This is a genomic window from Paenibacillus lemnae (genome assembly GCF_012933385.1).
Lineage (GTDB): Bacteria > Bacillota > Bacilli > Paenibacillales > Paenibacillaceae > Paenibacillus_AQ > Paenibacillus_AQ lemnae.
The window spans coordinates 181,661-196,255 of the sequence record NZ_JABBPN010000004.1 but is presented as its reverse complement, the minus strand read 5'-3'; the positions used below and the strand labels follow the sequence as shown (position 1 = coordinate 196,255).

14 protein-coding genes are annotated in these 14,595 nt (G+C 50.6%); 10 read left to right on the top strand and 4 right to left on the bottom strand.

Going from position 1 to position 14,595, the window contains the following annotated elements; translation table 11 throughout:
• Positions 1–4: 4 nt before the first annotated feature.
• The gene (locus HII30_RS06885; protein ID WP_169504283.1) at positions 5–1,378 is read right to left on the bottom strand and encodes a YheC/YheD family endospore coat-associated protein; all 1,374 of its coding nucleotides are present in this window, start codon (positions 1,376–1,378) and stop codon (positions 5–7) included.
• Between the two features lie 141 nt (positions 1,379–1,519).
• Here HII30_RS06885 and HII30_RS06880 point away from each other — a divergent pair, with 141 nt between their 5' ends.
• From HII30_RS06880 to HII30_RS06865, 4 genes are all read left to right on the top strand, one after another.
• Positions 1,520–2,692, top strand: coding sequence for a DUF445 domain-containing protein (locus HII30_RS06880; RefSeq protein WP_169504282.1), 1,173 nt, complete (start codon positions 1,520–1,522; stop codon positions 2,690–2,692).
• 51 nt (positions 2,693–2,743) lie between these two features.
• The gene (locus tag HII30_RS06875) at positions 2,744–3,091 is read left to right on the top strand and encodes a YlbF/YmcA family competence regulator (protein WP_169504281.1); all 348 of its coding nucleotides are present in this window, start codon (positions 2,744–2,746) and stop codon (positions 3,089–3,091) included.
• 115 nt (positions 3,092–3,206) lie between these two features.
• Positions 3,207–3,506 carry a hypothetical protein gene (locus HII30_RS06870; RefSeq protein ID WP_169504280.1) on the top strand — a complete coding sequence of 100 codons (300 nt, stop codon included), beginning with the start codon at positions 3,207–3,209 and terminating at the stop codon, positions 3,504–3,506.
• A 131-nt stretch (positions 3,507–3,637) separates the two neighbouring features.
• Positions 3,638–4,972 (top strand): DRTGG domain-containing protein, encoded by a 1,335-nt coding sequence (locus HII30_RS06865; protein WP_169504279.1) that lies wholly within the window; start codon positions 3,638–3,640, stop codon positions 4,970–4,972.
• Positions 4,973–5,047: 75 nt separating this feature from the next.
• Here the strand turns inward: HII30_RS06865 and HII30_RS06860 are convergent, their stop codons facing one another.
• The 3 genes from HII30_RS06860 to HII30_RS06850 are packed head-to-tail and all read right to left on the bottom strand — an operon-like array spanning position 5,048 to position 6,230.
• A complete protein-coding gene (locus HII30_RS06860) occupies positions 5,048–5,353 on the bottom strand; it encodes a YtpI family protein (protein ID WP_169504278.1) in 306 nt (101 codons plus the stop codon).
• Positions 5,354–5,398: 45 nt separating this feature from the next.
• A complete protein-coding gene (locus HII30_RS06855; RefSeq protein WP_169504277.1) occupies positions 5,399–5,899 on the bottom strand; it encodes a sporulation membrane protein YtrI in 501 nt (166 codons plus the stop codon).
• Between the two features lie 4 nt (positions 5,900–5,903).
• Entirely contained in the window at positions 5,904–6,230 is a 327-nt protein-coding gene (locus HII30_RS06850; protein WP_169504276.1) for a YtrH family sporulation protein, read from the bottom strand.
• A 155-nt stretch (positions 6,231–6,385) separates the two neighbouring features.
• On the opposite strand from HII30_RS06850, the gene HII30_RS06845 reads away from it, so the two are divergent.
• The 6 genes from HII30_RS06845 (at position 6,386) to pyk (ending at position 14,502) form a co-directional block, all read left to right on the top strand.
• Complete coding sequence (locus HII30_RS06845) at positions 6,386–10,009, top strand: DNA polymerase III subunit alpha (protein ID WP_169504275.1); 3,624 nt, start codon at positions 6,386–6,388, stop codon at positions 10,007–10,009.
• A gap of 153 nt (positions 10,010–10,162) precedes the next feature.
• Positions 10,163–10,657: a phosphatidylglycerophosphatase A family protein gene (locus HII30_RS06840; protein ID WP_169504274.1), complete on the top strand. Its 495-nt coding sequence runs from the start codon at positions 10,163–10,165 to the stop codon at positions 10,655–10,657.
• A gap of 163 nt (positions 10,658–10,820) precedes the next feature.
• A complete protein-coding gene (locus HII30_RS06835; protein ID WP_169504273.1) occupies positions 10,821–11,009 on the top strand; it encodes a glutamate decarboxylase in 189 nt (62 codons plus the stop codon).
• An 87-nt stretch (positions 11,010–11,096) separates the two neighbouring features.
• Complete coding sequence (accD, locus tag HII30_RS06830; RefSeq protein ID WP_169504272.1) at positions 11,097–11,990, top strand: acetyl-CoA carboxylase, carboxyltransferase subunit beta; 894 nt, start codon at positions 11,097–11,099, stop codon at positions 11,988–11,990.
• Positions 11,990–12,976 (top strand): acetyl-CoA carboxylase carboxyltransferase subunit alpha, encoded by a 987-nt coding sequence (locus HII30_RS06825; RefSeq protein ID WP_169504271.1) that lies wholly within the window; start codon positions 11,990–11,992, stop codon positions 12,974–12,976. The genes accD and HII30_RS06825 overlap by 1 nt, the downstream gene beginning before the upstream one ends.
• A 98-nt stretch (positions 12,977–13,074) precedes the next feature.
• Positions 13,075–14,502 (top strand): pyruvate kinase, encoded by a 1,428-nt coding sequence (pyk, locus tag HII30_RS06820; protein WP_169504270.1) that lies wholly within the window; start codon positions 13,075–13,077, stop codon positions 14,500–14,502.
• Positions 14,503–14,595 lie beyond the last annotated feature (93 nt).

Genomic DNA, 14,595 nt, shown 5'->3' with positions numbered 1-14,595 from the left:
CCTCCTATTGAAGGCCGGTCAGGTATTGAGCATACTGAACCAGCCGCATGGCGGATGGCCGGATTTTATAATCACTGTTCAGCGGTGCGTTATCACTCTTGGACGGCTTCGAGTTTACCTCCAGCAGCCAGATCCGTCCGGTCGTATCGACCGCAAGGTCAATCCCGAGTTCACCGAAGTGGAAGGGGATAGAGGACTCGACGCCCTTGGCAATCTCCAGAGCGGCCTGCTCCATACGGGAAGGGACCTGCTGCTTCGCGTTCAATGGAATACTGCTGCCGGCTAAGGCTTCCTTGACCGTCGTTAAAGTTCCCCCGCGGGCGAGGTTGGAGACGAAGTGATTGCCGCCGGCAATGCGTCCGACGATGGATGTGACGCTCCACTTGCCCTTCTGGTTTTTATGAACCAGAGCGCGGAAATCCACATTCCGCTTCTGATTGCGAATGAGGTTCAGGCCCTGCTGGATCTGATACCGCTCCTTCATCAGCTTGGCGGACAATCCGTTGTACAGCTTCTGAAGCGTGGCATATGGTTTGCGTTTCGTCCCTTCCAGCGATGTAGTCAGTGTGTGATAGGTGCCGTCAGTCTGGCGTGAGATGCGGATAATGCCTTTGCCCAGACTGCCGCGGACGGGCTTTAGGAACACCGTGGGGTACGAAGCGCACATTTTTTTGAGCGTGGGATAGTTTTTGAGCAGATAAGACTCCGGTAAATATCTCCCAAGCCTTTCATCGGTTCCCAATGCCTCAAACACGTCAGACTTATCCAGAAACTTTTCATTGAACACCGGGGTGTTGTAGCGTGATTTTACTTCTTTCATGAAATGCTGTACTCTAGGACTATTCTCTAACTTACGTGTAGCCAGCCGGTTGTTGATCACATCCGGTGCCGGAACAGAGCCTTTTTTCCATCCGGAATCATACCAGACTCCTTCCAGTGAGGAGATCGTTGGACCGATCATATCGGGTGTGAAAAAGTATACAAATGCACCCAGCTTCCGGCTGGCGTGTATCATTTCCATGCAAAAGGAAGATATGGATCCGAAGGGCTTTTGGGGCTCCTGGGGATCATAGCGGCCGATCATGACCCCGATTACGGGCCCGACCTTCAGTGTTCTTTCAGCGACGTAGTATGCTGCGTTGACAACGGACCCTGGAAGAAGACCGGCGCTTTTGGAGAGGGAGGGACTGATGCGAATAGCTTTCAATTTCTTTCCCGGAACGGCACGGATCTCCTGCCTGAATGAACCGAAGGCAAGTATAATGGGTTGATCCGGCGGAATCCGGAGCGACTTCATCAGTCGATCGCCAAGCCTGATATGGTTTTCCGGCAGCGTGTTTGAGGTAATGAGCTGTACCGGTAACTTGGATTTGGACATCATGGATCTCCTTCCGACAACAACTTGATGTCTGATGCGCAGACCAAAGGTTTCGTCTGGACATTTGCATGTAATTTATCATATGGAGACATTTATCCCTTGGTGATTGTATGGCCTTACGAAAATGGGAGGACTGTGACGATGCAGAATTGGATGTTTATTCTGATCAATATAGGGGTTGCCGCTTTAGTCGGCGGAATTACCAATCACTTAGCCATCAAAATGCTGTTTCATCCCCGTAACGAGGTGAGGCTGTTCGGACGCCGTATTCCATTCACACCCGGCCTGATCCCGAAACGGAAACAGGAGATTGCGAAATCGCTGGGCAGCGTGGTATCCGACTATCTGGTGACCAGTGAAGGGCTGCAGGACTTGCTCAGTAAGCCTGCATTCCGTACGAAAGCTGTGGAGACGCTCAGCCGCAGGCTGCATGCTCTCGCAGACCGTCCTCTGACCGTCAAGGAAGCCGTCCTGCGCATTTGGAGCGAAAGCGAGTGGGAGATTTTAAAGGCAAAGGCTACAGGATCGGCACGGACTGCGGTCTCACGTTCTGCAGCCTCCCTGTGGGCAGCGTACGGTTTAGAGGACAAGCCGCTGAAGACTTTCATCCCGGGATGGTCGGATGAGAAGCGGACAGCGTGGAGTGAAGCGGCTGCGGATTCGGTGCTGAAGGAATTGGGCGATACGCTTTTATCCGCTGACGGGCAGCGTGTGTTAAAAGAAATGACGACAGCCATGGTCGATAAGGCCGGCGGATTTCTGGGGACGATGGCCGCCTTGTTTGTGGATGAAGACAAGATTGTTCAGAAGCTGACGCCCACATTGATCGCCCAGCTGGAAGGAGAACGTTTTCGTAAAACGATCGTTTCCGTCATATCCGCAAAGCTTGAACAATATGGAGACATGCCGCTGGGGCACATCATGGAATCACTGGCAGGGGAACCTGCACTGGATTTTGTGATTCACAAGCTGGAGCAGACTCTGCCTTGGGAAGAATGGGCCGGTCGACTGGAAACCATCGACATAGCAGAAGTTATAAAGCCGCGTCTGCCAGAGTGGGAAGCTTCTTTGCCGCAGTGGGTGGATAAAGGCCTTGGGCTGCTCTCGAGCGCTGTGCCTTCTGCCATGAAGGCTGTTAATCTGCCTGGAATGGTGCAGGAACAGGTTGAGAAATTCCCTGTGGAGCGGCTTGAGGAAGTTATTCTTAGTGTTTCCGGCAAGGAGTTCCGGGCCATCACATGGCTCGGTGTGGTTCTGGGAGGCATGATCGGATTAATGCAGTCGATCTTTACTCTGTTTGTACTGAGATCCTGATAAGCATTCAACACAGAAGCGGCACTGCCGCAAACTTTAGGAGGTAATAACATGAACATTTATGACAAAGCGAACGATTTGGCCAAGGCAATGAGAGAGAGCCAGGAAGTCCAGGAGATTACATCTGCGATGAAGTTGATTGACAAAGATCCGGAAAGCAAGGACATGCTGAACAACTTCCGTGAACGCCAGATGGAAGTACAGCAGCGGATGATGAGCGGAGACATGCCTTCACAGGAAGAAATGGAAAAGATGGAGAAGCTGTTTGAGGTGTTGAGCCTTAACCTGAATATCCGCCGCCTGTTTGATGCCGAACGCCGTCTCAGCGTCATCATTGAAGATGTGAACAAGATCATTTCCGACAGCCTTCAGGATCTGTACGGTCCCGCTCAATCCTAATTAATAACCCGCCGCACCTTCCTGGTGCGGCTTTTTTTTATCTGTTTTAAATCTTGTCTCATAAATAGGACCAGCTTCTCATAGAGTAGAAATATAGAAGAAGTAGAGGAGCTGTATGACTGTGAAAAAGAAGAGTAAATTCAAACATCTGGTTTATCTGATCGTGGCGTTAGGTATGCTGATTTACGCGCTGCCAAGCATTTCTTTCTCCGGAGGGTTTTCCTGGACAGCCTTGTTCGGTGCGGTGTGGGCAGGGTTCGCCCTGCTGGTGATTGCTTCACATCTGCATATTCTGATTGGTGTGGATGATGCCAAACAGAAGGCACTGGATGAAATCCGCAGAGAAAAAATGAAGCAGTGGCAGTTGAAGTGGCCGGAAGAACCGAAGCAGAAGAACGTACAAATCAGTGAATAATCAAGTGCTTGAAAGCTGTCTCAGGAGCGTTATGGACCTGTGGCAGCTTTTTTCTGTTGAGATGGATATGATCTCCCGGCATGATATAATAGGTACAGAATGGTACAGATGGAAGGAAGGGAGTGTAACAGTTGGATATCAAGGATGATACGGTCACGAAGCACGAGCAGCTCGTCCAATATATTGAAAGCCTCAAGGTCGGGACGAAAATATCGGTCCGCGGGCTGGCGAAAGAGCTGGGTGTCAGTGAAGGTACCGCTTACCGGGCAGTCAAAGAAGCGGAATCCCTCGGTATTGTGGTCACCAAGGAGAGAATCGGAACGGTGCGGGTTGAACGCAAGCCGCGGAATATATCGGAACAGCTGACATTTTCAGATGTGGTGAACATTGTAGAAGCCCATGTTCTCGGAGGCTCGGCCGGACTCGAGAAAAGCCTTCACAAATATGTGATTGGCGCTATGAAGGTCGAAGCAATGGTTCAGTATATTGACGCTGGCAGTCTGATGATTGTCGGTAACAGAGAAGATGCTCATGTGCTGGCATTAAAGCAGGGAGCTGGCGTACTGATCACAGGCGGATTCGGAACCAGCCGGGAGGTCAAGCAGCTGGCTGATTCCCTTGGACTTCCCGTCATGTCTTCCCGCCACGATACGTTTACGGTAGCCTCCATGATTAACCGGGCCATCTTCGACCGGCTGATCAAGAAGAAAATCATGCTGGTTGAAGATATTGCAGGTGACAAATCCAGAATCCAGCCCTTGAAAAATTCGGCCACCGCCCTGGAAATGAGAGAGATTGCGAAGCAGACCGGGGAGCAGCGGTTTCCCGTAACGGATGAGTGGAACCGGGTCATCGGGATTGTAGGGGCCAAGGATGCAGCCGTGCTGGCAGATCATCAGCCTATTGAGAAGGCGATTACACGCAATCCGATTACTGCAACGCTCAAAACTTCTCTTGCATCGGCAGCGCAGATTATGATGTGGGAAGGCATAGATTTTTTGCCGATTGTTGATCGGAACCGCAAGCTGGTCGCGACTGTAACGCGCAAGGAGGTGCTGTCTGCACTGAGGAATGCCCGCAATCAGCCGCAGACAGGAGAGACCTTCGATCAGTTGATCTGGAACGGATTTGCGGAGGAGCGCGACGAGCAGGGAAGATTGTTGTTTCATGGTATCATTACACCGCAGATGGCGACAGATCTTGGGACCATATCCCAAGGGGTGATGACCACGGTCATGAGTCAGGCTGCATTTAAAGCGGCCAAGGATCTAACTGGTGGTGATTATGTCCTGGATCAGGTTTCTACATTTTTTATCCGCCCTGTCCAGATCGAGGATCCGATCATTATTTATCCCCGCCTGCTGGAGATGAGCCGCAGGACCTGCAAAATGGAAGTGGAGATGGTTCATGAATCCAGTCTGGTCGTCAAATCCGTCATGACCCTGCAGGCCATTGATCAGGGGTAAGTGTAAGGTGCATGCCGTCAGGCGGCAGGCAATAAAAAAAGGATTCCAAAGACATTGATCTTTGGAATCCTTTTTTTAGGTATTAATCTTTTGTTGACGATTAAGATAAGAACGGCTTCGTATACCTGCAAAAATATTAAACGCACCGAGCACCATAAATATCGCTTCTACAATGACAGCCAATGTGGATCCACTGAACATAAACATAGCCAGGACCGATAGAACGACAAGCATCACGCCCATCCAGATATTTGTCGAAGCGCGATGCATACCGCGGTCAAGAGGATCCTTCTTGCGGCGGGCGTAAATGCTGTTTCGTGCGGCTGCCAGAGTGGAGATGGCAAGCAGGGCTATCAGGACGTATTTTAGCATGTCAATCATGAATCAAGGCACTCCTTTGATGTAACACGGAATAGCCGTATTGTATCATGAATCCGTTCCGGTTTGAATCCTGACACTAATTTCAACCCAGATCTGCAGCACGCCTTCCATAACCAGCATCGTGCGGATTTTCACGGCATAGTTTTTATCTCTGACTGTATATAGCTTGTCGTCCAGGAGAGAGCGGGTGAGCTTGCTGTCGGTGTCAATATCAAAGATACTTCGCCCGCGCAGGGCGGCCAAATCCTTACCCAGCAGCTGCAGGATTTCCTTCACAATCAAATCATCCAGCATTTCATTTTTCTGCTCGGCCCGCAGCTTGATTTCCCGGATGACAGTAGGCTGCTTGCTGTATTTTTTTAGATGGAGAATGTCCTCTTCATACTGTGATATCTGAATCTGCATATCCCGGTTATTCATCCACAGCTTGTTATAGCTGGCATGATAGAACGAATTGTAGACCACGCTGCCGATCACCATACCGAGGACGATACACGAGGCAGCCTGATAAAAGGGGCGGAAACGGCGCAAAGGCGGAACTCGCATAATGTCAGCTCCGGCTTTGGCAGACCCACTTGACCAGCTCGCTGCCCATATGTGCTCCAAGGAAGGCGAACACGAGATACAAAATTTGTTTGATCGCCGGTGACAGGTTGCCGCCCAGCATGTTACTTTCAATTACCCGCATGGGATCGATCGTTCCGCCGACCGCTGCCGCAAGCGCCCAGATCTTGATCCGGTCTGCCACATCCAGCATGGTCTGGGTCGGAGGCTGCATGGACAGGACAGCGCCAATTCCCCCTACCATGGCTCCGCCGAGCACAATCCCGAATGCGATGAAGAAATCGAGAATGGCTTTTGATAAAAAGATACTCATCCGTGTCTGACCCCTTTCTGCCGAACAGGCCGGTGGTGAGCGCCTGTCCAGAAGTCTCCTGTTTCATTGTATGGGCGGCCCGTCTCACAATATGATAAAATATTAGTAAGAATTTCAGGCTCACGACGTGTCTTGAGCCAAAAGGGAGGCGAGCCATGAGCTCTTTCGTGCATCTGCATGTACACAGTGAATACAGCCTGCTGGACGGGGCCGCACGACTAGAAGATATGGTTCTTAAGGCAGCAGCGCTCGGAATGAAATCACTCGCCCTGACCGATCACGGGGTCATGTACGGCGCCGTTCCATTTTATAAATTATGCAAACGTCATGGAATCAAGCCAATCATTGGCTGTGAAGCATATATGACGGCAGGCTCGCGCAAAGAACGCGGCAGCCGGAAAGACCAGCCGATCTACCATCTCATCCTGCTGGCCAAGAATGAAACAGGCTACCGAAATTTGATGAAGCTCTGTTCGATGGGACACCTGGAAGGGTTTCATTACAAGCCCAGAATTGATATGGAAGCTTTGGCTGCGCATCATGAAGGCATCGTATGCCTGAGTGCTTGTCTGGGAGGAGAGGTTCCCCAGCATTTGCTGCACGGCCGTACCGATGAAGCAAGAAGAGCCGCGCTGCGGTATCAGGAAATTTTTGGACCTGATTATTATCTCGAGCTGCAGGATCACGGCCTGACTGAGCAGAAGCGGGTCAATCCTCAGCTGATTGCCTTGAGTCAGGATACCGGTATACCACTCGTACTGACCAATGATGTCCACTATCTGTCCTCGGAAGATGCAGAGGTTCAGGATGTGCTGATATGTATCGGTACCGGTAAAACCGTTGAGGATGAGGACAGGCTTAAAATTCCGACCCAGCAGCTGTACTTGAAAAGCGGTGAGGACATGTCCCGTCTGTTTCCTCATATACCGGAAGCGATAGAGAATACTTCTCTTATCGCTGAACAATGCAATCTGGAACTGACCTTTGGCAAGTCTATCCTTCCGGAATATCGACCGCTTCCGGAAGGCATCGATGCCGCCGGTTACCTGAGGGAGCTGTGTTCCCGCGGACTTCAGGAGCGTTATGGAGACGGGGAACGATGGCAGGACGAAAACTTGAAGAAAGAGCTGGAAGAGCGGCTGAATTATGAACTTGGTGTCATCGAAAATATGGGGTTCAGCCATTATTTTTTGATCGTATGGGATTTTATCGCCTATGCACACGCTCAGGAGATTGCCGTAGGACCTGGCAGGGGGTCTTCTGCAGGGAGTCTTGTAGCGTATACACTTAAAATTACGAATGTCGATCCGATCAAATACCATCTTCTTTTTGAACGATTTTTGAACCCGGAACGTGTCACCATGCCGGATATAGACATCGATTTCAGTGATGAACGGCGTGATGAAGTCATTGATTACGTAGTAGACAAGTACGGGAACCAGCATGTTGCGCAGATCATTACATTTGGCACGCTTGCAGCGAGGGCGGCTGTTCGGGACGTTGGACGGGCACTCAATGTGCCTTTTGGTGATGTGGACAAGGCGGCCAAGCTGATTCCGAATCAGCTGGGCATCCGGATTTCCCGGGCCGTGCAGGATAGCGAAGGCCTGAAGGAACAGTATGAGCGTAACCCCAAGGTACGTCAGCTGCTCGATTTAGCCATGAAGGTAGAGGGGATGCCCCGGCATGCCTCAACCCATGCGGCAGGTGTCGTGATCTCGAAAAGCCCGCTCACCGATGTCGTCCCGCTCCAGGAAGGCAGTGAAAAGACGGCATTAACCCAATATCCAATGGAGAGTCTGGAGAGCATCGGGCTGCTGAAGATGGACTTTCTGGGACTCAGAACCCTGTCCATTATCGAGAGAACAATGAAATGGATCGAAGAAACCAAAGGCGGTGCACCTGATCTAGCCGAGGTGCCGGATGATGACCCAGTGACATATGCAATGCTCGGTAAGGGTGACACCACAGGGGTGTTCCAGCTGGAATCGGCAGGCATGCGCAGGGTGCTCAAGGATCTGAAGCCTGCAGTATTCGAGGATATTGTGTCGGTTCTTGCCTTGTATAGACCGGGTCCGATGGAATTCATTCCGAAATTTATTCAGGCAAAGCACGGCATCATTGAACCGGAGTATCCGCATCCGGATCTGGTAGCTATTCTGGGTGACACACAGGGGATCATCGTCTACCAGGAGCAGATTATGCAGATTGCTTCCTCCATGGCAGGCTTTTCTCTGGGCGAAGCCGATCTGCTCAGGCGTGCCGTATCGAAGAAGAAAAGGGAAGTGCTCGATACAGAGCGGAGCCACTTTGTTACAGGCAGCTTGAAGCAGGGATACTCTGAGGAGGATGCCAATCGGGTATACGATATGATCGTCCGTTTTGCAGACTACGGATTTCCGCGTGCTCACGCTGCGGCCTATGGCGTGCTTGCTTTTCAGACCGCTTATCTGAAAGCTCATTATCCGGTTCATTTCATGGCATCCATGCTAACCGCGGTTATGGGCAACCATCGGAAAGTGGCGGAATACGTTCTGGAATGTCACCGTATGAACATCCAGGTGCTCTCCCCGGATATTAATGAGAGCCGGGCCTTGTTCACTCCTGCTGCAGCGGCAGCCGGTGAAGGAGGCGAGGTGGAGCATGTCATCCGCTTCGGTCTCGCCGCGATCAAAAATGTCGGCACCCAGGCTGTCGAGAGCATCGTTCGCCTTCGTGAAGAAGAACCGTTCGAGAGCCTGCTGGACTTTTGCCGCAGGGTAGATCTGCGGGTCTGCAATAAACGGGTAATCGAATCTTTGATTCAGGCAGGCGCATTTGATTCCTTGCCGGGTCACCGTTCCCAATTGGTTGCCATGGTGGATGAAACCGTCGAGGCAGCACTGAAGTGGAGAAAAGAGAGGGAGGATCTTCAGATCCAGCTGTTTGATTTCGATGTGATCGAGACGGCGAACTGGGATATGGATTATCCGGATATTCCGGCCTATACCGGCAGCCAGCAGCTGGAACTGGAGCGGGAACTGCTTGGAATGTATCTCTCAGGGCATCCGCTGGATGATTATGAGGAGCTGCTTCAGGAAGCTGGCACCCAGCGCCTCGTGGAGCTGGATGAAGTTCCGGATGACACGCAGGTTACTGTAGCAGGGATGATCGTATCGGTAAAAACGATCACGACCAAACAGGGGAAAGCGATGGCTTTTGTGGAATGGGAGGATCAGATCGACCGCTGTGAGGTGGTTCTGTTTCCTGAAGTATGGAGGCGAAACAGCCAGCTGGTGGAGAAAGGTGCGCTCCTGGCTTTAAGGGCCAAGGTTCAACAGCAGGACGAAGGATTCAAGCTCCTGGCCGAAGAACTTGCACCGCTTGCAGAAGACCGGCTTCATCAGCTGATCCGCCGGACCAAATCCTACAGGGATGAGCCCCGGAAACCGGCTGCAGGTGGTACCCCGGCCGCATCTCGCAGGCCCGTACCGCCTTCTGCGGTGTCCGCTGCAGGGGATCATAGGGCTGCGTCAGCACAGGTCAAACCGCCTGCCTCAACATCCGGGACATCCCAGAGAGTGTTTGTTAAAATTTCACCGGCTGCGGAAGATCCCGATGTACTGAGCAGGCTGAAAACTTTGCTTCAAGAGCATCCAGGCCCTGCGGCCACGGTACTTTTTTACGAAAGTTCTCAAAAAGTGCTTGCTCTAAGCGATGCTTACCGGATCTCCCCGACCGATGTATTGATCTCTGCCATGGAGGATATGCTGGGAAAAGATACAGTGAAGTTGAAATAATGCTGGACAGTGGAATTAAAATTTCATGAACGTTTCATATCCCTCCCGCATACACTTAGGACACTACGGAGATCACTTTCCGTAAATACTGCTCTATGGCCTCAGGGCTGAAGCAGAAGTGTTTTATCCGGTAAAGCGCAGGAGGGATTCATTATGTCAACCGAATTGGCAGAGGCGATGCTGGCTGAAAGAGGTGTCAGTGTGCGTGCAATTGCGGATATTGTGTTCAAGCTTCAGCAAAAATACCATCCCGGACTCACCATGCTGACTTGTGAGGATAGTGTGCGTGCTGTGTTAGGAAAACGTGAAGTACAGTATACCTTGTTTACCGGCATTGCATTAGACAAGCTTGCTGAAAGAAAGCTGCTGCCAGAGCCCCTGCAGTCGATTATGGAGAATGATGAACCGCTTTACGGTGTAGATGAAACGATGGCTCTGGGCGTTACCAGTATATATGGCATGATTGGGTTAACCAGTTTTGGTTATCTGGACAAGGAAAAAATCGGTGTAATTGATACATTAAATGAAGAAAGCGGGGCCATTCATGTCTTTCTGGATGATCTGGTCGCCGGCATTGCGGCTGCGGCTTCATCCAGAATTGCTCATAACCATCCCGGAGCAGCTTCATATACAACCGGCACAGACTGACAAAGGCTGACAGATTCGGCCTGATTCTCTCCAGTATCCCGGATGGAGCCTACTTTCATCCCCCTTCCTCTTTTGTTGAGGTAAAAAGTGAAGTGTGTTATCATTATCCATTATATCGGCTCAGGATATGCCTATGGCACGAGATTAGGGGGATCTGAAAGGCATGTGGACGGTAATTTATATCGCGCCCACCTCCAAGGTGGCGGAAATGATTAAAACCAGGCTGACAGAAGAAGGTTTTTTGGTTCAGAGCCGTCCTGTGAATCTTTCCAAACAACAATATGAGATACGAGTACCATCCGGGGAACTGGAGGAGGTACAGGAAGTATTGAATTCCATTTTGCGCCCCTAGCTCAAGGGATACATAGCGAAGCTTGCCAGGTAAATCGAGATTGCTGAGTTTGCGGCCATTCAAATATACGGCTGGAGAGGTGTAGTTGTGTTCAAAGATCTGTTTCAGAAGAAGAGAAGATATGCCACGATCCCTTCCGAGCAAGCGGCGAAGACCGGACAGACGGAAGAGGGAGAACGTCCAAAGCGCGAAATTCCTGAAGGTTTGATGAACAAGTGCAGCAAATGCGGCACTATTCAGTACAGCAAGGAGCTCGAGAAAAATCTGAAGGTATGTCCTGAATGCGGGTATCATATGAGACTGAACGCGCTGGAACGAATCGGGATTACGCTGGATGAGACAAGCTTCGAAGAGTTTGACGCCGAGATGATCTCTGTCGATCCGCTTCAGTTTCCGGGTTATGCCGCCAAGCTGGATCAGCAGAAGATGAAGTCAGGTCTTCGTGATGCAGTGATTACCGGCAAGGGCTTTATTACAGGACAACCTGTTGTGGTTGCTGTGATGAGCTTCGACTTTTTTACAGGCAGCATGGGATCTGTCGTGGGTGAGAAAATCACGCGCGCCATTGAGCATGCCACAGAGCATCGTCTCCCTCTGATCATATTTTCGACCTCTGGCGGTGCAAGAATGCAGGAGAGCATTCTCAGTCTGATGCAGATGGCCAAAACCAGTGCAGCCTTGTCCCGTTTCGGGGAACAAGGCGGATTGTATATGTCGGTCATTACGGATCCTACAACAGGCGGCGTTTCTGCCAGTTTTGCGACACTGGGTGATATCAATATCGCTGAGCCTGGAGCCGTATTCGGGTTTGCGGGCAGAATCGTAATCGAACAGACGATCCGCCAAAAGCTTCCTGATGATTTTCAGACCGCTGAATTTAATCTGGCTCACGGACAGCTGGATATGGTTGTGCATCGTAAGGATTTACGCAGCATGCTGGGCAAACTGCTCGAAATGCATGCCGTGAAGGGGGGATTTTAATGTCAGGCGAATTACCTTTCGAAAAACCTCTTGGCGAAATGCGCAAAAAGATCGAGGAACTGAAGCAGTTTGGCCAGGAGAAGGGCATCGATTTTACGGATGAGATTGCCCGTTTGGAAGAAAGATATACACGTTTGGAGGAAGAGATTTACTCCTCGATCTCCCCCTCGCAGAAAATGCATTTGGCAAGACACCAGCAGCGCCCCACTTCCCTGGATCTAATCCAGCTAATATTTACGGATTTTATTGAGCTCCATGGTGACCGTTTGTATGGTGATGACCTTGCTGTAGTGGGGGGCCTTGCCAAACTGAACGGTGTGCCAGTGACTGTGATCGGACAGCAGCGGGGAAAAGATACGAAAGATAATATCGCGCGCTTCTTCGGAAGTGCGCATCCTGAAGGCTTCCGAAAGGCGCTGCGGCTGATGCAGCAGGCGGAGAAGTTTAAACGACCGATCGTAACGTTCATCGATACAAAAGGCGCTTACCCGGGTAATACGGCAGAAGAGCGGGGACAATCCGAGGCGATTGCCCGGAATCTGCGTGAAATGTCTTCCCTCGGTGTTCCAGTCGTATGTATTGTCATCGGCGAAGGAGGCAGCGGCGGTGCACTCGCGATGGCTGTCGGCAACCGTGTTCTGATGCTGGAGCATGCCATCTACTCGGTCATATCCCCGAACGGTGCGGCATCGATTCTGTGGAAGGATGCCTCGAAGGCTGACCAGGCAGCCCAGGCCATGAAGATTACGGCTCAGGATCTGCTGGAAATGGAAGTGATCGAGGAGATTATTCCGGAGCCGCAGGGTGGAGCCCACCGCGGGTATGAGGAAGCGGCAGCTTTTATTAAAGACGCCCTGCTCCGCCACTTGAAAGAGCTGTCTGCGATGGATGCCTGCGAATTGATCGAGGACCGGTATCGTAAATTCAGAAAGATTGGCAGCTTTGATTTTGCACAGTCTGAACCCCAGGCTAATTCCGTTTTGTAGAACAATGTGACAAAATTCCTATACAAACGTCGAAAACTGTAGTAGATTTAATTGTTGGAAGAGATATAGAGAACCCTTGAAAAACGGAGGAAACCCAAATGCGCAAAACAAAAATTGTATGTACGATCGGTCCTTCCAGTGAATCGTTGGAAAACACCAAGAAGCTGATTATGGCCGGTATGAATGTTGCCCGTCTGAATTTTTCCCACGGTGACTTCGAAGAGCATGGCAACCGAATCAAAAACATCCGTCAAGCTTGCGAAGAACTGAACAAGACGGTAGCGATCCTGCTGGATACAAAGGGACCGGAAATCCGCACAGGTAAACTGGAAGTGGAGCCTATCGAATTGGTTCAGGATGAATACATCACGCTGACTACGGAAGAAATTCTTGGCGACAAGAACCGTTTGTCTGTTACTTATAAGGATCTGCCTGCAGATGTTCAGTCAGGATCCACCATCCTCATCGATGACGGCTTGATTGGTTTGACTGTGGTTGAGGTTCAGGGCACAGAAATCAGATGCCGCGTCGTAAACGGCGGAACGATCAAGAGCAAGAAAGGTGTTAATGTACCGGGTGTTTCGATTTCTTTGCCAGGTATTACAGAGAAAGACGCCAACGATATCATTTTCGGAATCGAACAAGGCATCGATTTTGTTGCAGCATCCTTCGTCCGTAAAGCAAGCGATGTTCTAGAAATCCGTGAACTGTTAAAGCGTCATAACGCTGAACATATCCAGATCATCTCCAAAATTGAGAACCAGCAGGGTGTTGACAACCTTGATGAGATTCTCGAGGCTTCCGATGGTCTCATGGTTGCTCGTGGTGACCTCGGCGTAGAAATTCCTGCTGAAGAGGTACCTCTTGCGCAAAAACGTATGATTGAGAAATGTAATATTGCAGGAAAACCTGTTATCACCGCAACACAGATGCTGGATTCCATGCAGCGTAACCCCCGCCCAACTCGTGCTGAAGCGAGTGACGTTGCGAACGCCATCTTTGATGGCACTGACGCGATCATGCTGTCCGGTGAAACAGCTGCCGGTAAGTATCCGGTAGAATCCGTTCTGACCATGTCACGTATTGCAGAGAAAGCCGAGTCTGCACTGAACTACCGCGATCTGTTCTTGAAGCAGCGTATTGCTCAAGAAACCAGCGTTACCGAAGCGATCAGCCAATCGGTAGCCATCTCGGCTCTGGACTTGAATGCGAAAGCGATCATTTCCTCCACGCAGTCGGGTACAACAGCTCGTATGGTATCCAAGTACCGTCCTAAAGCTCCGATTGTTGCTGTGACTACTGAGGAGAGAACTCTCAGACGTCTGGCTCTGACTTGGGGTGTGTTCCCGGTTAAGGGAGAGGCTGCAACTTCAACTGACGAAATGTTCGACTATGCTCTACAGGGCGGTGTGAAATCCGGGCTTGTGAAAGAAAATGATCTGGTCGTTATCACTGCTGGTATCCCGCTGGGTAAATCCGGCTCCACTAACCTGGTTAAAGTGAGCCAGATTCCTGCTGAAATCTAGGAAAAAGTTTTAAACAGATATACATGATGCTGAAAAAAAAGCAATGGCCGATCATCGACCATTGCTTTTTCGTTCATAGTGGAGGGACATGCA

Excerpts from the sequence above, each read along its gene's own strand:
- HII30_RS06885 (WP_169504283.1), bottom strand. The coding sequence starts at position 1,378 with ATGTCCAAATCCAAGTTACCGGTACAGCTCATTACCTCAAACACGCTG.
- HII30_RS06880 (WP_169504282.1), top strand. The coding sequence starts at position 1,520 with ATGCAGAATTGGATGTTTATTCTGATCAATATAGGGGTTGCCGCTTTA.
- HII30_RS06875 (WP_169504281.1), top strand. The coding sequence starts at position 2,744 with ATGAACATTTATGACAAAGCGAACGATTTGGCCAAGGCAATGAGAGAG.
- HII30_RS06870 (WP_169504280.1), top strand. The coding sequence starts at position 3,207 with ATGACTGTGAAAAAGAAGAGTAAATTCAAACATCTGGTTTATCTGATC.
- HII30_RS06860 (WP_169504278.1), bottom strand. The coding sequence starts at position 5,353 with ATGATTGACATGCTAAAATACGTCCTGATAGCCCTGCTTGCCATCTCC.
- HII30_RS06855 (WP_169504277.1), bottom strand. The coding sequence starts at position 5,899 with ATGCGAGTTCCGCCTTTGCGCCGTTTCCGCCCCTTTTATCAGGCTGCC.
- HII30_RS06850 (WP_169504276.1), bottom strand. The coding sequence starts at position 6,230 with ATGAGTATCTTTTTATCAAAAGCCATTCTCGATTTCTTCATCGCATTC.
- HII30_RS06845 (WP_169504275.1), top strand. The coding sequence starts at position 6,386 with ATGAGCTCTTTCGTGCATCTGCATGTACACAGTGAATACAGCCTGCTG.
- HII30_RS06840 (WP_169504274.1), top strand. The coding sequence starts at position 10,163 with ATGTCAACCGAATTGGCAGAGGCGATGCTGGCTGAAAGAGGTGTCAGT.
- HII30_RS06835 (WP_169504273.1), top strand. The coding sequence starts at position 10,821 with ATGTGGACGGTAATTTATATCGCGCCCACCTCCAAGGTGGCGGAAATG.
- HII30_RS06825 (WP_169504271.1), top strand. The coding sequence starts at position 11,990 with ATGTCAGGCGAATTACCTTTCGAAAAACCTCTTGGCGAAATGCGCAAA.
- pyk (WP_169504270.1), top strand. The coding sequence starts at position 13,075 with ATGCGCAAAACAAAAATTGTATGTACGATCGGTCCTTCCAGTGAATCG.